The following is a 20,329-nucleotide window of genomic DNA, read 5'->3' as shown; positions in this document are numbered from 1 at the left end:
CCATAGTTCGGTATAATAAGACAAATATCTCAGAGAGGAGCGGCGCCCCATGCCTCAAACCCTCGCATCTTCCCCGCGTGTCCGGCTGGCCGGGCTGGATCTGACCCGCGCGGCGGCTCTGTGGTGTATTCTGACCTTTCACTTCAATCAGAACATCCAGACCGCCTGCCCCGGCGCGCCGGCCATCGGCTTTGTCACCTACGCCAACGGCAGCCTGGGCCATATCGGGGTCAGCCTGTTTTTTGTGCTGAGCGGCGCGTCGCTGATGGTACGCTACCGGGACGACTGCCCCCTGCGGCCCTATCTGCTGCGGCGGGCGGCGGCCATCTTTCCCATGTACTGGATCGGCTGGGGTGCGCTGTTTGTCTACAGCGATCTGCTGCACCACAACCTGGACCGCTCCATCCCGCTGTGGCGGATCCTCTGGTCGGTGCTGGCGATGGACGGCTATCTGAACGCACTGGCCCCGAACTTTTACAAGATTGGCGAGTGGTTCATGGGCTGCATCCTGCTGCTGTACCTGCTGTTTCCACTGCTGCGCCGGGCCATGAAAGCCCGGCCGGGGCTGACGCTGGCCGGGCTGACCATATTCCATATCCTGTGGACGCTGCTGTATCCGGGCCGGCTGGAGATTGAGCACCACGTGCTGAGCCGGGTGCTGGAGTTTGCCCTGGGCATGGGGCTGGCGCTCTGGCGGCCCCGGATGCCCCGGTGGGCGCCCTGGGCGGGGGCAGTGCTGGCCGCCATTGTGCTGTTTGTCCCGCTGCCCGGGCCCCGGATGCTGAACCTGCCGGTGCTGGGCGTCGGGCTCGGCCTGGCCCTGTGGGCGGCGGGGGACCGGATCACCGCCGCGCCGGTGCGCGCCGGGCTGAAACAGCTGGCAGCTTTGGGTTATCCGCTGTATCTGGTACACCACGTGACCCTGACCATTCTGTTTGTGCCCCGGCTGGCCGGGCGAACCCTGGGCCTGCCCGGGGTGTGGGGGGTATACCTGCTGTATCTGCTGGTTGCCGCCTGCGCCGCACTGGCGCTGCGGACGGTGGCCGGCGGGCTGGTGCGGCTGGCCGGGCGGCTGCGGCGGTCCGCCCCGCAAACCTGAACAAAAAACGGACGCGCTTTTTCACACAAGCGCGTCCGTTTTTCATTTTACTTTATACCCCCGGGAAGAACTTCTCAATGGAGGTATCCCGCACATGGAAACCGTCGAAAAAGTCCGCCGGTTCCAGTTCCAGGGTATGGGGGTTATAGCTGCCGTAGATCTCCAGATTGTTGGCCGCGGCAAACTCGCGCAGCCACTCCTCCACCTGGAAAAAGCCGGTATGCTGGCCCTCGGTCTCGTACTGGTAAAATACCGTATCGTAGGTGGTGGGGTGGAACGGGGTCATAAGCAGCGCCACCCGGCTGCCCTGCTGCTGCATATAGGCCACAAACCGGCCGAACAGGGTAATGGCCTCGTCGCTGAGTTCGGTAAAGCCCTCCATGTTTACGCTGTCAAAGCTGCTGGCCTGGGTCAGCGCCAGGATGGTGGCATCCTCCACGCTGGTGTCCCGGAAGGGCTTATCGTAGATCACGCTGCCGTCGCTGAGCTTTACCACCACGTTCTGGTCGTACAGGGCGCTGTCCGCCACCGGGGTGAAGGGGGTGGCTTCGCCGTCCTCGGTATAGGCCACCTGGCTGCCCCGGTTGCGCATCCAGTAGGCCACATTGCCCTGGAAGTAAGCCGGGTCAATCAGGGCTTTCCAGGTCTGCACCGGGTCGGGCGCTTCGTAATCGCTCTCCATCCCCAGGGCCTGCTGCAGGAATTCCGCGTACAGTTCGGGATCGCTGCGGTGGTCATAGGAATCCGCCCCGGAATAGAGCAGCCAGGGATCCACGCAGAAGATCACCGTATCGGGCACGTGGCCCTCCCGCGCAAACAGGTAGTAGCTGGTCATTACGTCCCGGCTGTCGGCGCCGGTCATGCCCGCGTTGTAAAAGCTGCTGCTGCCCGCCGTAGCGGCATGCAGGGACAGTACCCGGGAAGACCCGATGGCCAGCACCTCCGGCTCGGTCTCCTCGGTCAGGTTCTGCGCCACCAGTTTCAGCAGCGCACGCTCGTCCATCTGGGAGAAGTTCAGCAGGTTTTCCCCGTCGATCAGCTGCTGCGCGGCGGTGCGCAGCAGCACATCCCCCTGGAACAGGCCGCTGCAGTCCACATGGTAGTTCACGTACACCATCAGCAGCGGCACCGGCAGCACAAACAGCACCACCCGGCTTAGGATCTTGAACGCCAGCAGCACACGCCGCAAAAGCGCAATCAGAAACTGTTTCATCCGGGCCTCCTTAGTACTGTTGATAGATGAAAGCGGACTGGCCGAACACGCCAAAGGTCAGCAGGGCCAGGGCCAGCAGCCAGTAGAGCGGCCAGCGCACAAAGAACCGCTGCCGGCGGATCCAGTCGCTTACCAGGCCGCGGCTTTCCACCGCCGCCACCAGCACACCGCCGATCACCAGCACCGCGATGGCAGCAATGTCCAGGCCCTTGCCAGCCAGGCCGTTCCAGAAAGCGGAAACGCCCATGCCCCAGCCGCCGAAGATGCCGCCCAGCACCGCCCCGGCGCTGCCGCCGTACAGGTCGGCGGCAAAGAATACGATGCAGAAGGTAAACAGCAGATATACGATGGTGCGCTGGATCGCCGTGCGCAGCAGGGCGTTTTTGTACAAAGGATTCTTCTTGTTCAGCTTGCGGCGGCTGCGGGCGGTGGCCTTGCCGATCACCATGAACAGCCCGTTGAACACACCCCAGATCACATAGCCCCAGCTGGCGCCATGCCACAAACCGCTGATGGGGAAGATAATAAACACATTGAACCAGCCCTGCAGCTTGCCCCAGAAACCGGGCAGACCCCGGTTGGCAAAGGACAGCGGAGTAAAGATATAGTCCCGGAACCAGCCGGTCAGGCTCATGTGCCAGCGGTTCCACAGCTCGGTATAGCTGTGGGCGCCGAAGGGCCGGTTGAAGTTTTCGGTCAGGGTGAAGCCCAGCGCCTGGGCCCCGCCGATGGCGATGTCACAGCAGCCGGAGAAGTCCAGATAGATCTGGTAGCTGAACAGCAGGCTGGCCAGCAGCAGATAGGGGCCGGGCATCCCCTCCGGCAGGGAGTAGACCGATTTGACAAACCCGCCGATGGTATCCGCCAGCACCATCTTTTTGCAGTAGCCCCAGAGCATCCGGAACACGCCGCCCGCCACCCGGTCATAGTCGAACCGGGCGGGCGCGTCGAACTGGGGCATCAGGTGCCCGGCCCGCTCGATGGGGCCGGTGAAGATGCAGGGGAAAAAGCTGACGAACAGCGCGTACTTGACCGGGTTCTTCTGGGCGGGGCAGACCTTCTGGTACACGTCGATCACGTAGCCCATGCTCTGGAAGGTGAAGTAGGACAGCCCCAGCGGCGCCATCAGATCCAGCGCCTTGCCGGTAAAGAACTCGAAGTATTTGAAGAAAAACAGAAAGCCGCAGCCCGCCAGAATGCCCAGCAAAAGAAAGGCCCGGCGCACCGCCGGCTTGCGGGACGCCTCGATCACCAGACCGCACAGATAGGTCACCAGGGTCAGGGTGATGAGCACGAACACCAGCCGGGCGTTCTCGGGCTTATACAGGTAAAAGACATAGCTGGCAAGCAGCAGGAACCAGGGGCGCGCCACGCGGGGGAACAGGTAGTTCAGCGCTGTTGCCGCCGCGAAAAAGCCCACAAAAATCAGGGTATTGAAATCCATGAATCGCCGCTCCTCACAAACAAGATCGGGGCCGCCCCCGTTCAGGCATCGCTATCCGGCCCGCAGCCGGTTTTCAGCTGCTGTTCCAGACGGCGCACCCGTTCTTCCAGCAGTGCGTTGCTCTGGGCCAGCTGGCGTAATCGCCGCGCCGCCAGGCTGGCCGCCACCGACAGAGTCAGCAGCACCAGCAGCACAAAGGCCAGCAGCATGGTGAACACCATGTTGGAGACCACCTGGAACCGGAAAACGCCCCGCAGCACCTTGAGCAGCCAGGGCACGGCGGCAAAGATCAGCCACACCCCGCCGAAGATCAGCCACAGCATCCCGAACCGGACGCTGAGCCGGTCCCGCTTGATGAGCAGGAAGATCAGGCCCAGGAACACCAGGTCCCCCAGCAGGAAAACGATCTGCAGAATCAGGCTCATCGTTTGCCTCCTTTCCGGCTGCGGCTGAGCCGGTAGATCACCAGCGACAGGGACACCTTGACCATATAATACACGCTGGACAGCGCCCGTATACTGGAAACGCCGCCCTGCCGCTCCTGCATGACCACCGGCACCTCGCCCACCTTGAAGCCCTCGGTCAGGGCGCAGATGATGGCCTCCGGTTCCGGATAGTCCTCCGCATAGTGGCGGGCGAAATAGGCGGTCATGGCCTTGTTGCAGGCCCGGTAGCCGCTGGTCACATCCCGTACCCGGCAGCCGGTGAGCAGCCGGATCAGCCCGCTCAAAAAGTTGATGCCCAGCCGGCGCATAAAGCTGGTCTGGAATCCCTCATGGGTGATGAAGCGGCTGCCGATGGCCATATCCAGTGTGCCGTCCGCCACCGGGGCCACCACCGCCGCCAGATAGGCCGGGTCGTGCTGGCCGTCCCCGTCCATCTGCACGGTCACGTCGTAGCCGTTCTCCATCGCGTAGCGGTAGCCGCTCTGCACCGCGCCGCCAATGCCCAGATTGACCGGCAGATCCAGATACCGGCAGCCCGCCGCGCTCAGGATCTCCCGGCTGCGGTCGGTGGAACAATCGTTCACCACCAGATAGTCCGCCTCCGGGCAGGTGTCCTGCAAACGGCGCACCACCGCCAGGATGTTTTCTTCTTCGTTGTAGCAGGGGATGATCACCAGGGTCTTCACGGTATTGTCCCTCATTCCAGAATAAATCGTTCCAGCTGCGCCAGCAGCGCGGCACGGGTATAGTGGCTCTCGTACCAGGCATAGGCCGCCCGGCCCATCCGCTGCCGGGCCGCCGGCTCCATCCGGTACAGGCGCAGCATGCTTTCCGCCAGCGCCGTCTCGTCGCAGGCCGGGCTGGCCAGACCGCCGCCGCTCATGCTGACCGCAGCCGCGCCCTCGCCGTCCATACTGGCCAGCAGCGGCTTTGCCGCCGCCATGTAGCTGGCAATCTTGGCAGGCACGGTAAGCCCCAGATCAGGGCTGTCGTTCAGGCTGGCCACCAGCCCGTCGGCCAGGGCGGTGAACCGGGGCACCTCCTCGGGGGGCACACTGCCCCAGAAGGTCACCAGATCCTCCAGCCCTTCGTTTTTCACAAGGGTTTCCAGCTCGGGGCGGCTCATGCCGTCCCCCACCAGCAGCAGATGCAGATGCTCCGCCCCCAGCGCGCGGGCGCGGCCTGCCGCCCGGATCACGGTGGGCAGGGCCTGGGCCGGGCTGAAGTTGCCGGTAAACACCAGGTTGAACCGGCCGGCAAACCGCTGCTTCAGATCCTCACAGGGGCCGGGCACGGCGTAGAAATCCTCGCAGTACTGGGGAATCACCGCCACGTCCTGCTCCGCCTTGCCGGTACGGGTCAGCAGCTTGTCCCGCAGCCCGTCGCTCATGGCGATCAGCCGGTCGGCGGCGCGGTAGTGCCAGTCGCTCACGGCGGTGGCGATCTTCTGCCAGAACCGGCTTTTGACCGGCAGCACACTGTACAGGTTTTCCGGCCAGATGTCCAGCACGTAGTTGGTTACCGGAATCCGGTGCAGCTTGCCATAGACCAGCGCCGGGAAGCTCATGAGCACCGGGCTGGTGTTGTAGCAGAGAATCCCGTCGTAACCGCCGGGCAGCCGCCACAGATTGAACAGGGCCAGAAACGGCCAGCTGACATAGTTGAGAAAGATGCGCAGGGAGGTATTGCCCTTGCGGCGCACCTCGCCGGCCCGGAACACCCGGGCGCCGTTCCATTCCTCACGGCGGGGGCCGGTGTAGCGGTAGCCGTCAAACCATTCCCCTTTCGGGTAGTTGGGCAGGCCGCAGAGCACATCCACCTGAATGCCGTCGGCGATCATCCCCTGCACAATGTCGTTGATCCGGAAGCTCTCCGGCCAGAAGTGCTGGGTGACCACCAGAAGCCGCCGGGCCATCAGCCCTTGCGCCAGACCATCTTATTGACCACGCCCACGTAGCTCTGGATGATCTTGACCACCTTGGTGGATACGTCCTCGGTATAATAGGGCACCGGAATGCCCAGGTCGCCGTTTTCGTTCATGGCCACGGCGGTTTCCACCGCCTGCTCCACCCCGCCGGCGGCGATGCCCGCCAGAATAAAGCAGCCCTTGTCCAGCGCCTCCGGCCGTTCGGTGGAGGTGCGGATGCAGACCGCCGGGAAGGGATGCCCCACGCTGGTGAAGAAGCTGGACTCCTCCGGCAGGGTGCCGGAATCGCTCACCACGCAGAAGGCGTTCATCTGCAGGTGGTTGTAGTCGTGGAAGCCCAGAGGCTCATGCAGCCGCACCCGCTCATCCAGCGTAAAGCCCATGGCCTCCAGCCGCTTGCGGCTGCGGGGATGGCAGGAGTACAGAATCGGCATATCGTACTTCTCGGCCAGCGCGTTGATGGAGGTGAACAGGTCGAGGAAGTTCTTCTCGGTGTCGATGTTCTCCTCCCGGTGGGCGGAGAGCAGCATATACTTGTGGGGCTCCAGGCCCAGACGGGTCAGGATGTCGCTGGCCTCGATCTTGGCCAGGTTGGCCCGCAGCACCTCCGCCATGGGGCTGCCGGTGACGTAGGTGCGCTCCTTGGCGGTGCCCTCCGCGTTCAGGTAGCGGCGGGCATGCTCGGAATAGCACAGGTTCACATCGGCGATGTGGTCCACGATGCGGCGGTTGGTCTCCTCGGGCAGGCACTCGTCAAAGCACCGGTTGCCCGCTTCCATGTGGAAGATGGGAATGTGCAGCCGCTTGGCGCTGATGGCGGACAGGCAGCTGTTGGTATCGCCCAGGATCAGCAGCGCGTCCGGCTGACGCTCCACCATGAGCTTGTAGCTCTTGGCGATGATGTTGCCGATGGTCTCGCCCAGATCGGCCCCCACCGCGTCCAGGTACACGTCCGGCTGACGCAGTTCCAGATCCTCAAAGAAGATGCCGTTGAGGGTATAGTCGTAGTTCTGGCCGGTATGCACCAGAATCTGGTCAAAGTATTGGTCGCACTTTTTGATCACCGCTGCCAGCCGGATGATCTCCGGCCGGGTGCCCACGATGGTCATGAGTTTCAGTTTCCGCATGACGGCGCCGCCTTTACTGGATTATTTTATACATTCCGTATAATTTATATCTTTTTACACTTTCAGGAAGAAGGTATCCGGATGTTCCGGATCAAAGGGCTCGTTGGCCCACATGACGGTGACCAGATCCTCCTGGCCCACGTTTTCGATGTTGTGCGTATAGCCGGTGGGGATGTCCACCACCTCCAGCTTGTCGCCGCTGACCGGGTACTCGATCACCTTGTCGGTGCCCACCTTGCGGAACCGGATCACCGCCTGGCCCCGCACCACCAGGAACTTCTCGTTCTTGGTGTTGTGCCAGTGGTTGCCCTTGACAATGCCGGGCTTGGAGATGTTCACGCTGACCTGGCCCCGCTCCGGGCTGCGCAGGAATTCGGTGAAGCTGCCCCGGTCATCCACGTTCATCTTCAGCGGGTAGGAGAACTGGTCCTCGGGCAGGTAGGACAGATAGGTGGAGTACAGCTTCTTTTCAAAGCTGCCCGCCTCCAGATCCGGCACCGCCAGGGTGGGCATGCCGCCACCCAGCGCCTCGGCCGCCGCGCCGCCCCGGGCCAGGGCAAAGCCCTTGACCAGTTCGGCCAGACGGCCCAGGGTCACGGTGTGCACCGGGCGCAGGAAACAGTAGCCGGGGATGGAGCGCTCCCGGGCCACCCGCCCGTCCAGCGCCGCCACAAAGGCGTCCACCACGTCGTCGATATAGACCAGCGGCAGCTCATAGTCCGGGTCACGCACCTGGATGGGCAGGCCGTTGGCCACATTGTGGCAGAAGGTAGCCACCACGCTGTTGTAGTTGGGCCGGCACCATTTGCCGAACAGCCCGGGCATCCGGTACACATAGGCGGGTGCACCGGTGCGGGCTTCATGGTCGAACACCGCCTGTTCCGCCTGGGCCTTGCTTTTGCCGTAGTCGTTATCCAGGGCTGCCTGGATGCTGCTGGTAACCAGCACCGGCGCGGTGTTGCCGGCCTGTTCCAGATATCCCAGCAGGCGGGTGGTCAGATCGGCGTTGCCGTCGTAGAATTCTTTTGGGTCTTTGGGACGGTTGATGCCGGCCAGATGGTAGACAAACGCAGCCCGGCCCGCCCAGGCGCGCAGCTCCTCGTCGGTGTTGTCCCGCTCAAAGCAGAGCAGCTGGGTATACCCCTCGCAGCGCAGCCGTTCCACCAGATTGCGGCCCACAAAGCCGCCTGCCCCGGTGATCAGGATCGGACTGGTTTTCTCCATGTGTGACGGCCCCTTTCCTTATGCGCGGTCCTTTTCGGCCAGCGCCTGCTGCACGTAGTCGGTGGTCAGGATCTTGTCCACCGTCTGCTGCACATCCAGCAGGCGGGTGTTGTGGCTGGTATAGCTCTCGTCGGCCTGGGTATGCACCTGACCGTGGATAAAGAACTTGTCGTAGTTCAGATCGCGCCCGTCGGCGGACACGCGGAAGTAATCGCCCATATCCTCGCTGCGCAGCCGCTCTTCCCGGGTCATCAGGGTCTCGAACAGCTTCTCGCCGTGGCGGGTGCCGATGATCTGGGTGCCGGTATCCCCGAACAGCTGCTGCACCGCCTGGGCCAGCACGCCGATGGTGGAGGCGTCGCTCTTCTGAACGAACAGATCGCCCGGGCGGGCATGCTCAAAGGCGAACATGACCAGATCCACCGCCTCGTCCAGGTTCATCAGGAAACGGGTCATCTCCGGGTCGGTGATGGTGATGGGCTTGCCGGCCCGGATCTGGTCGATGAACAGGGGGATCACGCTGCCCCGGCTGCACATTACGTTGCCGTAACGGGTGCAGCAGATGGTGGTGTCCTCCGCCTTGACGGTGCGGGCCTTGGCCCCGATCACCTTTTCCATCATGGCCTTGGAGATACCCATGGCGTTGATGGGATAGGCCGCCTTGTCGGTGGACAGGCAGACCACCTTCTTGACCCCCGCGTCAATGGCGGCGGTCAGCACGTTGTCGGTGCCTTCCACGTTGGTGCGCACTGCTTCCATGGGGAAGAACTCGCAGCTGGGCACCTGCTTCAGGGCCGCCGCGTGGAAGATGTAGTCCACACCGCGCACCGCGCTGCGCACGCCGTCGATCTCCCGCACGTCGCCAATATAAAAGCGGATCTTATCCGCCAGCTCGGGGTATTTCTGCTGGTAGAAATGCCGCATGTCGTCCTGTTTTTTCTCGTCACGGCTGAAGATCCGGATCTCGCCGATGTCGGTGGTGAGGAAATGCTTGAGCACCGTGTTGCCGAAGCTGCCGGTACCGCCGGTGATCAAAAGAGTCTTACCGCGAAAAACGCTCTCGCTCATTGTTAAACCTCCCGTTCTGCGGGTATGCGGGCCCGGCCCGTTCCCCATGCCCGCCACCTTGGCAGGCTCTTCAAAATTATACCATAGTCGACCGCTGGTGGCAATCTTCAACCTTCCGCCAGCCGCCAAAGGCCGGTTTCCTGCTCCTCTGCAAACAGCATGGCATACTGCAGGATCTGATATTCGTCCGCCAGCGGCTGCTGTTTCAGCTGCTCCATGGTAAGATACTCGCCCGCCGCATTGGTTCCGCCCATCTGAGCCATGACCGGGGTCTGGGTATAGAACTCCAGCAGGAACTTCTGCCAGCCGGTCAGCGGGAATCCCGCGGCCCGGGCCACCAGCGGATTCAGGGCGGCGATCCCGATACGGGAGCCGTTTTCCGGCAGCTGGTCTTCCTCCAGCGGATAGTTTGCCCAGATCAGGTACGGGGTGGTGTACTGGGCAAAGGGATCGCTTTCATCCAGCACGGCCTGGGAAAAATCACTGCCCAGTTCCGGCTGGTGGTCGCCGAAAAAGATCACCAGGGTGGGCTCATCCAGCTCTTCCAGTGCCCCGATCAGTTCCGCCAGGGCCGCGTCGCTCTCGTGCACCAGGCCCAGATACTGTTCGGCTTCATCGCAGCCCTCCGGCCAGAGCAGCTGCACCGGCGATTCGTAGTCCGCATTGGTATAGCCGCCGTGGTTCTGCATGGTGATGCAGAACAGGAACATCGGATCGTCGGTTTCTTCCAGCATGCCGGTCACCTGGCGGAACAGGGCCGAATCCCGCATGAAGCCCCGGGTGGTATCCTCCGGCGCCAGGGTCAGATCTTCCCGGAAAACGCAGGTGTCAAATCCCAGCCAGGGCAGCGCCCCGACGCGGTTGTAGTTGGCCCCCTCGGCCGGGTGCACCGCGGCGGTGGTATAACCCAGCTGTGCCGCCTGAGCGGGCAGCGAAGCCACCGTGCGGTCCAGGCACTGGGTATAGGGGGACGAGGGATAATCAAAGGCGGTGGTGATGCCGGTGAGCACCTGGAACTCACTGTAGACGGTGCCGCCGCCCAGGGTGGACATAACCAGCGTGCCGCTGTGCACATCCTCCCTCTGGGTGAATTCCTGCCAGAAAGGAAGCACCGTCTGGTCGGTGCACAGATCACCCAGCGCCTCGAAATCGGTAAAGGATTCGCTGAGGATCAGCAGGACATTGGGCGCGTCCTCCGATATTGCCGTTGCCTCATCGGAAGGATAGGCCTCCGCCAGTGCCTCCAGCGCTTCCGGGCTGTAACCGTCCGGCTGGGCCGGGAAGGAAAACACGCCGCTGCCCGCAAAAGAGGTCACCGCGCCGGCCGCTTCGGCATAGTCAACGGCAGACCGGCCGGAGGGCGCCATCCCCGCCGCCTGGAAGGTATCCCGGCGGCACACTCCCGCCAGCACCGCCGCTCCGGCAGCCAGGCAGCCAAGACGCAGCAGCCAGCGATTCCGCCGGGTGCGGGGCAGACGGGGTTCCAGCCGCAGCGCCGGCGTGCAGAGGCCAAACAGCAGGAACACCACCCCCAGCAGCAGAACAGGCTGGATGGTAAAGCGGTAGCCGCCGGCCACCCGCATACCGGTGCCGGCGCTCAGAATATCAATAAAGGTAAAGGGGGTGCCCCGGAACAGCAGCACAAAATGGTTGGCAACCCCCACCACAAACAGCACCGCGCCGGTAAGCCCCGTGGCCAGTCCGGTGCGGCCGGTGACGGCCCGCAGCACCAGGGCCAGACCGGCATACAGCAGGAACGCAACCAGAACAGCGATGGCGGGCAGTTTCCAGAGGGCGCTGTCACCGTTGAGCAGTTCGGCAGCGCAGAGGAACCAGAGCCCGCTTACGATTCCCTGCCCCAGGCGCAGCAGCACCTGCCAAGCGGCCGGGCAGTCCTGCCATTCCAGCAGCAGACCCGCCAGGCTAACCAGCAGCCCCACCGCCAGCAGCCCGAACAGCACCCAGTCAGCCGCACCATAGACAAGATCCAGCCGCAGGGCTGCCGATTGGGCAGCTCCCGCCAGGGAGAGGGTGGTCTGCCCCTCGGCCGGAACAGCGGCCTCCAGGTTCTGGGCCGCATCCGGACAGGCAAAGACCAGCCGGTAGGTTTCGCCCGTCTGCAGCGAGGCGCCCATCGGGATGGTCACCTCTCCAGCGTGGGAACCGGTCAGGCTGGCCTGGCCCTGCCAGACCTCCGTGCCGTCCTCTTTCTGGAGGGTGACGGTCCACAGGTCGTCCCCGGCATTCTCCCCGATCCGGGGGCGAACCGTAACCGAGGCAAGCCAGGAATATTGAGCCGTAAAGGGCTGCTCGATCCCCGAGACCGCCGCATCCGCAGGCAGTTCCACCGAATCCGCGCCAGCCAGCGACACCGTTTCCGGGACGCTGAACAGTCGGGCGGGATCAGCCAGCCCCTGCCACAGCAGCCCCACCGCCAGCAGCACCGGCAGGCAGAGGGCGGCGATCCGCCGCCAGAGCCGCCGGGTCAGGCAAATTGGGCTGGGCAGCGGACATTTTATCGAAATTTTGCTCATGAGGCATACACCTGAATCTCTGTAAAATCCGGCCCCGCGCGGGGACGCCGTTCTTTTTATTATAACACGTTCCGCAAAAAAACGCCAAAATCCGCCTGGCGGCCAAGGGTTGATTTTGCGCCGGTTTTGCCGTATACTAAACTATACTGTTCTGCCTCCTTAGTTAAATGGATATAACAAGCCCCTCCTAAGGGCTAGTTGAGGGTTCGATTCCCCCAGGGGGTGCCAAAAATCCCGGATGCCGCTGCATCCGGGATTTTTTTGTTGAATCCGTTTCACTCTTGCGAACGAAAGGCTTGACAGTCTCAGTCTACATCATGTAGAATTACAATAGGTCTACAAGTTGTAGAACAAGGAGGTACCGGTATGCGCGACGGAAAACTGGGCGCGGTGGAATCCCGCTTTGCGGACATTGTCTGGCGGGAGGGGCCGCTGCCCTCCAGCCGCCTGGCCACCCTGGCCGAAGAGGAACTGGGCTGGAAAAAGTCCACCACCTACACCGTGCTCAAGCGGCTGTGCGAGGGCGGGCTGCTGCAGAACGAAAAAGGCACCGTAAGCGCCCGGATGAGCCGGGAGGAATTCTACGCGGCCCGCAGCGAGCAGTTTGTGGAGGAAACCTTTGACGGGTCGCTGCCCGCGTTTCTGGCGGCGTTCAGCACCCGCAAAAAGCTGTCCGATCGGGAGATCGATCAGCTGCAGGCGCTGATTGACGAAATGAGGGGGTGAGTGTATGACCCTTGGCGCGGTATTTGCCCGGGTGCTGGCCATGAGCCTGACCGGCGCGCTGACGATTCTGATAGTATGCCTGGTGCGGCCCCTGCTGCGCCGGGCCCCCGCCTGGCTGACCTGCCTGCTGTGGGGGGTGGTGCTGGTGCGGCTGCTCTGCCCGGTGGGGCTGCCGCTGCTGCCTGCCGCCGGTGAACTACACCTCCGCTCGGGATCTGGACGAGCTTCTGGCGGAGTACGGCTTTACCGGCGCGGAGCCCTACGCCCGCTGGCCGGCGGAGGGCGAGCCGGAACTGACCCTCTGGTTCGACCCGGAGCGTGGGGTGGGCTGCGGGGCGCTGTACGCCGACGGCAAGGAGCGGCCCTTCTTCTTTGATGAAACCGGCCCCTGCTACTATAGCAATATCCGGGACTACTGGCCCGACGACCCCTTTGACCCGGCCTGTGCCCTGGCCGAAGACCCGGAAAGCATCGTCCTCGACTATGCGGAATCCACCACCCGGGACGAGGCGGGCCGGATCACCCGGTGGGAGTCCACCGGCTATTATGAGGACGACGGCCAGCGGGTGCCGGTGCGGTCGGACGACTATTTCTACCGGCCGGACGGCACGCTGGAGTACCGGGACTACTACCACAACGACCGGCTGTTCGGCACCTGGTTTTTCAGCTGCCGCCTGTACTACGACGGCCTGCAGCGGATCACCCGGGTAAAAGGGTATGTGACCCACGGGTATATGTACTACTACTATTGGTACGATGAGACCGGCGCGCCGGTATGGCAGCTCTGCCTGGACCGGAATGGCGGAATGCTGGGCGCCTGGATGACCCCCTTATCCTAAAAACACGCAATGCCCCGGCGGGATTTCCGCCGGGGCATTTTTGTACCTTTCCGCGAACCTTAACAAATCGTAAGGAAGCGCAAAGGCAGGCGAAAGAAAGGGCCGGTATACTAAGGGCCAGAAGGGAGGCGGACGGGATGACCGAACCAACGCCGCGCACCCGGCCCATTATCGAGGTACGGGGTCTGCGCAAGGAATACCCCCTGGGGGACGAAACGGTGGTGGCCCTCAAAAACATCAACCTGACCATCATGCGGGGGGAGATCTGCTGCATCTTCGGCACCTCCGGTTCCGGCAAAAGCACCCTGCTCAACCAGCTGGCCGGGATGGAAAAGCCCACCCGGGGCGAGGTGCGGATCGGCGGCGCGCCGGTATCCCGCATGAGCGAGGAACAGCTGGCCGCCTTCCGGCAGCGGCATCTGGGCTTTGTATTCCAGGCCTACAACCTGCTGCCGGGGCTGACCGCCACCGAAAACGTGGCCATGCCGCTGCTGTTCCGGGGCGTTCCCCCGGCCCAGCGGGACGCCGCCGCCCGGGAGATGCTGAAACGGGTGGGGCTGGCCCACCGGCTGGACCACTATCCGGCCCAGATGTCCGGCGGCCAGCAGCAGCGGGCGGGTATCGCCCGGGCCTTTCTGGCAAGACCGGATGTGGTGTTCGCGGATGAGCCCACCGGCAACCTGGATTCCAAAACCACCGTGGAGGTCATGGAGATGATCTGCGGCTTTGCGCGGGATTTTCATCAGACCATCGTGCTGGTCACCCACGACCCGGAGATGGCCCAATACGCCGACCGCATCGTGACCCTGATCGACGGGGAGATCGTGCGGGATGAGACAACGAAAAGGAGAGAACTGACATGAAACAATCTGCTCTGCGGCGTACAACGGCCGCTCTGGCGGCAGTGCTGGCGCTGACCGCCCTGCCCATGGCCGCACTGGCCGACAGCGAAACCACAACGGTATCCCCCCCGCCCGCCGCGGCGGATGCGTCGGTGCTGCCCGGAGTGTTGATCTCCCGCAGCGATATGTCCGATCTGCCCGCCGGGCAGGAGACCGAGATCACGGTTTCTTTCCGCAACCTGGGGGACGCTACCCTGCACAAGCCGGTGGCGGCTTTTAGCCCCTCTGAGGGCATCAGCCTGTCCGGCGGGGCGTCCAGCTTTCTGCTGGAGGATATCCCCGGCAGCGGCACCGGCACCGTCAAGGTAAAGGTGCGGGCGGCGGACACCGCCTCCGGTGCCCAGACCCTGGGCGTGGAACTGCGCTACACCTACGGCGAAGACCCCACTGCCCAGAACGGCGTATCCAACGACCGGCTGACCATCCCGGTGGCCGGACGGCCCGCCGCCTCGGCCCCGCTGGTGCTGATCGGCCGCTCGGACATCTCCAGCCCCATCTCTCCGAACGAAGTGTTTGATCTGGACATCACCTTTAAAAATACCGGTTCGGTGGCGGTGACCGGCGCGGCGGCCACCGTGGCCCCCTCCGAGGGGCTGAGCCTGCTGAACGCCAGTTCCACCTTCCCGGTGCCGGACATTGCCCCGGGCAAGACCAGCACCATCAAGGTGCAGCTGCAGGGCGCCAAGGAGATCGCCTCCGCCGCCCAGAGCCTGAGCGTGGATCTGCGGTTCACCTACACCAGCGCGGGCACCCCCACCGCGGGCAGCGCCGGGGATAAGGTAAACATCCCTGCCAAGGCGGCTGCGTCCTCCACCTCGGCGGACACGCCGGTGCCCAACATCGTGGTGAGCAAGTTTGACTACGGCGGAAAGCCGGTACAGGCGGGCGGGGATTTCCCGCTGTCCTTCACCTTTGAAAACACCGGCAGCACCCGGGTGGAAAACATTGTGGCCACGGTGGACGGCGGCGAGTGCTTTACCGTGAGCGGCGGCACCAACACCGCCCATTACAAGGACCTGGCACCCGGCAAAACCCAGACCCAGCAGCTGCCCATGCAGGCGGTGCCCACCTGCAAAAGCGGCGCCCAGGGCATCATGGTAAACTTCAAGTACGAATATGTGGACAACGGCAAGCGCACCCCGGTAACGGCGGATATCCGCCTGTCGGTGCCGGTTTCCCAGCCGGACCGGTTCCAGATCAACGCGCCGGTATCCGCAGGCATGCCCCAGGCCGGTTCCGAAAGCGAGATCACCCTGTCCTATGTGAACAAGGGCCGGGCGGACATCGGCAACCTGGAGGCCAGCCTGGTGGGCGAGGGTTTTGAATCCCCCGCCAGCGTGCAGTACCTGGGCAACGTAGCCGCCGGTTCTTCCGGCAACATCGGGTTCGCCTTTACCCCGGAGCAGGCCGGCGAACTGAAACTGACTGTAAAAATCACCTATGAAGATTCCGACATGCAGGCCCAGACCAAGGAGTTTCCGCTGACGCTGCAGGTGGAGGAAGCCGCCCCCGAGATCGACTTCTCCGAAGATCTGCCCGAAGAGCAGCCGGGTCTGCCTGGCTGGCTGCCCGCGATCCCCATTGCGCTGGCGGCGATCGCGGCCGGAGTGGTGCTGCTTCTGCGGCTGCGCAAGCGCAAGGCCGAGGCGGCCGCGCTGGGCGGCGAAAGCTGGAACTGGCAGCCGGATGGTCCGGATACCGGCGCCGGCGGGGAGGAATGATCCATGCGCAAACAGGACCTGTTCCGCCTGTGCCTGCAGAATCTGCTGCGCAAGCGTTCCCGCACCTTTCTCACGGTGCTGGGGGTGGTGATCGGCGGCTGTTCCATCGTGATCATGGTGTCGCTGGGCATCGGCATGAAAGAAGCCCAGGACAAGCTGCTGAGCCAGCTGGGCGATCTGACCATCATCACCGTGACCGCGCCCCAGGGCGGGCGCGGCAAGGTGAAGCTGGACGACGCGCTGGTCAAACGGCTGAAAGGCCTGAAAGGCGCTGAGGCCGTGATGCCCCGCCAGAGCCTGAATGTGGACACCATACGGCTGTACGCCGGGTCGTCCAAGCGGTATGTGGCCGACTGGGTTCCAATAGCGGGGCTGGACACCTCCGCGATGGAACCGATGGGATTCCGGCTGACCGAGGGGGAAAACATCTCCCATTCCGGGGATGTGATCCTGGGCCAGTACGCCGCCTACAACTTCCGTGACACCCTGCGCCCCGAGGGGGCCAACACGGTGGACCGGTGGAGCGGCGGCTGGGACGACAACGGCCAGCTGGCCGACCCGCCCCCCGCCTATTTTGACCCGATGAAGGAAAAACTGACCCTGGAACTGGAAAACGGGGAGTACAAAGCCACCCTGGTGCTGAACCCGGTGGGCATCACCAAGGAGGACTACTCCAAAGGCAGCGAGACCAGCGAGGGCATCCTGCTGGATCTGAAGGATCTGAAAGCTCTGGCGGAAAAGCTGCACACCGTAAAGAAGGGGGCCTCCCCCTACCAGTCCATTCTGGTCAAGGCCACCAGCATCAACCAGGTGGCCGAACTGGAAAAGCAGATCAAGGCGCTGGGCTGTGCCACCGAGTCCATGGAAAGCATCCGTCAGCCCATGGAAAAGGAAGCCCGGCAGAAGCAGATGATGCTGGGCGGGCTGGGCGCGATCTCGCTGGTGGTGGCCGCCATCGGCATCACCAACACCATGATCATGTCCATTTCGGAACGCACCAAGGAGATCGGCGTGATGAAGGCCCTGGGCTGCTATGTGCGGGATATCCGCCAGCTGTTTCTGGCCGAGGCCGGCGTGATCGGCCTGATGGGCGGGGTGGTCAGCTGTGTGATCAGCTGCATCGCGGCGCTGGTGGCCAATCTGGCGGCCATGGGCGGCCCCTCGCCGGAAAACTTCCGGCTGGCGATACTGGGCGGCGAGGGGGCCACCCGGGTCTGCGTGACCCCGCCCTGGCTGCTGCTCTTTGCCATTGTATTCTCGGTGCTCATCGGCCTTGGCTCCGGCTACTACCCGGCCGACAAGGCGGTGCGCATCCCCGCTCTGGAAGCCATCAAGAGCGACTGACCTTTGCTGAAAGGGCCGCGCGGGCGTTTGCCGCCTCCTCCCTCACGGCGGCTGTCCGGCCGGGGCATCTCCTCTCGCCCCGGATCGGTTCCCTCTCCCCCCCGCCCGCCGGTTCTTTTCACATACATCGCCCGGTTCCCTCGCCGGGCATACACAGTACAGACGCGCTTGCCCTGCCAGGCAAGCGCGTCTGTGTTTGTTGTATTCAGGGTTCTTTATCCAGCGGCAGGGTCAGCACAAATTCGGTGCTGCGGCCGGGGGCCGGGCGGGGATTCAGGGCGATGGTGCCGCCGTGCTTTTCCACAATGCGGCGGGTGATGGACAGCCCCAGCCCGCTGCCGCTGCCGGTGCGGGAATCGCTGCCGGTGACAAAGGGTTCAAAGATGCGGCTGCGGCGTTCCGGCGGGATGCCGTCTCCGTTGTCCGCGATCCGGATGGTGGCGGCTTTGGGGCCGGTTTCCAGCTCCACATAGAGCGCGGTGCCCAGCCGGTTGTACCGCAGCGCGTTGGCCAGCAGGTTGTCCAGTGCCCGGCTCAGCTGCAGCTCATCCACCTGGCACCAGGCAGGGGTTTCCGGGATGTCCGGCTCCAGCGAAAAGCCCGCCAGATCGATCTCGTCATACCGGGCGGCCAGAAAGGCGCGCAAAAATTCGCACAGATCCACCCGCCGCGGATGCAGCACAAACCGGGGATGCTCCACCTTGCTGTACTCGTGGAACGCCCCCGCCAGTTCGGCCAGGGATGCCGCCTTGCGCTGGATCATCCGCAGATACCGCTCCTGTTCCTCGGGGGGCACCTTGCCGTCGCAGATGGCGTCGATGGTGCCGGAGATCACCGTCACCGGTGTCTTGATGTCGTGGGAAATGTCGGCGATCAGCTTCTGCCGGCCCTCATCCAGGCGGCGGCGCTCGGCCTCACTGGCGGCCAGCAGGTCGGCGTACCGGTCCAGGCTTTCCCCGATGCGGCGGATCTCCCAGGGGCCGCCGCAGTCCCCGGCCCGCACGTTCCGCCCGGCGGCCTGCGCCTCCAGGGCCGTATTCAGGGTCTGCAGCGGGCGGGCGATACGCCGGCGCAGGTGCCAGATAAACAGGCCGGCCACCGCCAGATACAGCGGCACAAACAGCAGCCAGACCCGGCCGCTGCGCCGGAAAGCCTGCTGATAGGCCGTTTCGCTGGGGATGCCCTCCCGCAGCAGCAGGGTGCGTCCGTCCGCCAGCTGCGCCCGGTACAGATAGCTGTCCGCAAAGCGGCTGCCGGTCAGGTAGGCGTATTCCTCGGGAGTGTAGACGGTTTTGCCGTCCTCCAGGCCGCCCAGCACCACCCGGTACTCTTCATCCAGCACCGCAACGCGCGTCTGCTCGGTACCGTCCTGGGCCTGCATGTCGTGATATACCAGAAGATACCGCATGCCCTCCCCCCGGTTATTCAGGGGATACACGTCCACCAGAGACGGCGCCTCCCACAGGGGCACACAGGCCGCCTGGGATGCGGTCAGTACTGTATCAAAGCCTTCCCCGGCGGCGTAGACCAGGCTGCCCGCCGGGTCGTATACGGCAAAACCGCTCTCTTTGTTCAGATAGTGGTGCAGGCGGTCATACTGGCCCTGCTCCAGCGCCGGGTCCGCCAGCAGGGAGTCCCAGTCCGCCGGGGCCCAGACCCACGCCATGGCCAGGCCCCACAGTACAAACACCACCGCCGCAATGGCCAGCAGGGTAACCGAAAACAGCAGGTACTGCCGGGCCAGCAAGCCGAACAGACTGCCGGATGCGCGTTTATTTTTCAAACCGATACCCGAGCCCCCTTACTGTACGGATGTAGCGGGGATTTTTTGGATCGTCCTCAATCTTGTCCCGCAGTTTGGAGATGTGCACCATTATGGTGTTGTCGTCCCCTTCAAAATACTCCCCGGCGGCCCCCTCGTACAGCTGCACCTTGGTAAAGATGCGCCCGGGCGAGCGCATCAGAATCGCCAGGATCTTGTATTCCATCGGGGTAAGCGGAATGGGCATGCCCGCCTTTTCCAGCTGCATGGCGGTGAGATCCAGCGCCAGATCCCCTACCCGCACCACCTCGCCGCCGGTGCGGGCGGCCCGGCGCAGCTGAGCCTTGACCCGGGCCACGATCTCCACCGGGTTGAAAGGCTTGGCCACATAGTCGTCCGCCCCCAGATTCAGCCCCAGGATCTTGTCGTTATCCTGGCTTTTGGCAGACAGGATCAGGATGGGAATATCGCTGTACCGGCGCAGCGCCCGGGTGACCTCGTACCCGTTCAGCTGGGGCATCATCACGTCCAGGATGGCCATATCCGGGTTTTCGGTGCGGGCCAGGTCCAGCGCGGCCTGGCCGTCGGCGGCCTCCACCACCCGAAAGCCCTCCCCCTCCAGATACAGCCGCAGCAGCCCGCGGATATCCCCGTCATCCTCGGCGATCAGGATTACAGCGCCCATGGGATCCCTCCTTATACAATCATTAGTTTCATTATACCAGATTCCCCCCTGGGGGAAAAGCGACAAAACCGGGGGCCCTGTGCGCAATGCACAGAGCCCCCGGACGGAGACAGGTTAATTTGTTATCCTAGGCGGCGGGCACGGCGGCGCAGGGCTGCCAGCACCGCCAGCGAACCCGCCAGCAGCCAGCCCGCCGGGAAAGCGCCGTCCCCGGTCTGGGGCGTGCTTTCCGGCGGCTGCGGGACGGGGGCCGGCGAGGGGGACGGGG

18 protein-coding genes and 1 tRNA gene are annotated in these 20,329 nt (G+C 63.8%); 7 read left to right on the top strand and 12 right to left on the bottom strand.

Translation table 11 applies throughout. The features are described 5' to 3' along the window. The first annotated feature begins 49 nt into the window (after nucleotides 1-49). The gene (locus B5E65_RS12500; RefSeq protein WP_087172103.1) at nucleotides 50-1,099 is read left to right on the top strand and encodes an acyltransferase family protein; all 1,050 of its coding nucleotides are present in this window, start codon (nucleotides 50-52) and stop codon (nucleotides 1,097-1,099) included. Between the two features lie 52 nt (nucleotides 1,100-1,151). Here the strand turns inward: B5E65_RS12500 and B5E65_RS12495 are convergent, their stop codons facing one another. From B5E65_RS12495 to B5E65_RS12455, 9 genes are all read right to left on the bottom strand, one after another. After that, entirely contained in the window at nucleotides 1,152-2,312 is a 1,161-nt protein-coding gene (locus tag B5E65_RS12495) for a hypothetical protein (RefSeq protein ID WP_087172102.1), read from the bottom strand. Nucleotides 2,313-2,322: 10 nt separating this feature from the next. Further along, nucleotides 2,323-3,756 carry an MBOAT family O-acyltransferase gene (locus B5E65_RS12490; protein WP_087172101.1) on the bottom strand — a complete coding sequence of 478 codons (1,434 nt, stop codon included), beginning with the start codon at nucleotides 3,754-3,756 and terminating at the stop codon, nucleotides 2,323-2,325. Nucleotides 3,757-3,797: 41 nt separating this feature from the next. Then, nucleotides 3,798-4,181, bottom strand: coding sequence for a DUF2304 domain-containing protein (locus B5E65_RS12485; RefSeq protein WP_087172100.1), 384 nt, complete (start codon nucleotides 4,179-4,181; stop codon nucleotides 3,798-3,800). Further along, on the bottom strand, nucleotides 4,178-4,888 hold the full coding sequence (locus tag B5E65_RS12480) for a glycosyltransferase family 2 protein (RefSeq protein ID WP_087172099.1): 711 nt from the start codon (nucleotides 4,886-4,888) through the stop codon (nucleotides 4,178-4,180). Before B5E65_RS12480 ends, B5E65_RS12485 begins: the two co-directional genes overlap by 4 nt. An 11-nt stretch (nucleotides 4,889-4,899) precedes the next feature. Next, nucleotides 4,900-6,117: a glycosyltransferase family 4 protein gene (locus B5E65_RS12475; protein ID WP_087172098.1), complete on the bottom strand. Its 1,218-nt coding sequence runs from the start codon at nucleotides 6,115-6,117 to the stop codon at nucleotides 4,900-4,902. Then, complete coding sequence (gene wecB, locus B5E65_RS12470; protein ID WP_087172097.1) at nucleotides 6,117-7,256, bottom strand: non-hydrolyzing UDP-N-acetylglucosamine 2-epimerase; 1,140 nt, start codon at nucleotides 7,254-7,256, stop codon at nucleotides 6,117-6,119. Before wecB ends, B5E65_RS12475 begins: the two co-directional genes overlap by 1 nt. 54 nt (nucleotides 7,257-7,310) lie before the next feature. Then, nucleotides 7,311-8,480: a polysaccharide biosynthesis C-terminal domain-containing protein gene (locus B5E65_RS12465; protein ID WP_087172096.1), complete on the bottom strand. Its 1,170-nt coding sequence runs from the start codon at nucleotides 8,478-8,480 to the stop codon at nucleotides 7,311-7,313. An 18-nt stretch (nucleotides 8,481-8,498) separates the two neighbouring features. Continuing rightward, complete coding sequence (locus B5E65_RS12460; RefSeq protein WP_087172095.1) at nucleotides 8,499-9,548, bottom strand: polysaccharide biosynthesis protein; 1,050 nt, start codon at nucleotides 9,546-9,548, stop codon at nucleotides 8,499-8,501. Between the two features lie 107 nt (nucleotides 9,549-9,655). Beyond that, nucleotides 9,656-12,082, bottom strand: a complete 2,427-nt coding sequence (locus B5E65_RS12455) for an LTA synthase family protein (protein WP_087172094.1) — start codon at nucleotides 12,080-12,082, stop codon at nucleotides 9,656-9,658. Nucleotides 12,083-12,235: 153 nt separating this feature from the next. Between B5E65_RS12455 and B5E65_RS12450 the strand changes: the two genes are divergently transcribed. From B5E65_RS12450 to B5E65_RS12425, 6 genes are all read left to right on the top strand, one after another. After that, a tRNA-Arg gene (locus B5E65_RS12450) sits at nucleotides 12,236-12,310 on the top strand. A 138-nt stretch (nucleotides 12,311-12,448) separates the two neighbouring features. Beyond that, on the top strand, nucleotides 12,449-12,808 hold the full coding sequence (locus tag B5E65_RS12445; RefSeq protein WP_087172093.1) for a BlaI/MecI/CopY family transcriptional regulator: 360 nt from the start codon (nucleotides 12,449-12,451) through the stop codon (nucleotides 12,806-12,808). Between the two features lie 191 nt (nucleotides 12,809-12,999). Further along, nucleotides 13,000-13,647, top strand: coding sequence for a hypothetical protein (locus tag B5E65_RS12440; RefSeq protein ID WP_087172092.1), 648 nt, complete (start codon nucleotides 13,000-13,002; stop codon nucleotides 13,645-13,647). Between the two features lie 137 nt (nucleotides 13,648-13,784). Further along, a complete protein-coding gene (locus B5E65_RS12435; RefSeq protein ID WP_087172091.1) occupies nucleotides 13,785-14,510 on the top strand; it encodes an ABC transporter ATP-binding protein in 726 nt (241 codons plus the stop codon). Then, a complete protein-coding gene (locus B5E65_RS12430; RefSeq protein ID WP_087172090.1) occupies nucleotides 14,507-16,270 on the top strand; it encodes a COG1361 S-layer family protein in 1,764 nt (587 codons plus the stop codon). The genes B5E65_RS12435 and B5E65_RS12430 overlap by 4 nt, the downstream gene beginning before the upstream one ends. Nucleotides 16,271-16,273: 3 nt before the next feature. Beyond that, on the top strand, nucleotides 16,274-17,614 hold the full coding sequence (locus B5E65_RS12425) for an ABC transporter permease (RefSeq protein WP_087172089.1): 1,341 nt from the start codon (nucleotides 16,274-16,276) through the stop codon (nucleotides 17,612-17,614). 205 nt (nucleotides 17,615-17,819) lie between these two features. On the opposite strand, the gene B5E65_RS12420 is transcribed toward B5E65_RS12425, so the two are convergent. The 3 genes from B5E65_RS12420 to B5E65_RS16855 all read right to left on the bottom strand — a co-directional run. Beyond that, nucleotides 17,820-19,397, bottom strand: a complete 1,578-nt coding sequence (locus B5E65_RS12420; protein ID WP_087172088.1) for a sensor histidine kinase — start codon at nucleotides 19,395-19,397, stop codon at nucleotides 17,820-17,822. Beyond that, entirely contained in the window at nucleotides 19,387-20,061 is a 675-nt protein-coding gene (locus B5E65_RS12415; protein ID WP_087172087.1) for a response regulator transcription factor, read from the bottom strand. Before B5E65_RS12415 ends, B5E65_RS12420 begins: the two co-directional genes overlap by 11 nt. A gap of 122 nt (nucleotides 20,062-20,183) precedes the next feature. Continuing rightward, nucleotides 20,184-20,329 (bottom strand): MYXO-CTERM sorting domain-containing protein (locus B5E65_RS16855; protein ID WP_481810360.1); only part of this gene is annotated, 146 nt, incomplete at its 5' end.

The organism is Gemmiger sp. An120 (assembly GCF_002160955.1).
In the GTDB taxonomy this organism is placed as follows: domain Bacteria; phylum Bacillota; class Clostridia; order Oscillospirales; family Ruminococcaceae; genus Gemmiger_A; species Gemmiger_A avium.
The sequence above is the reverse complement of the archived record's forward strand: the minus strand, read 5'-3'. Positions and strand labels throughout refer to the sequence as shown.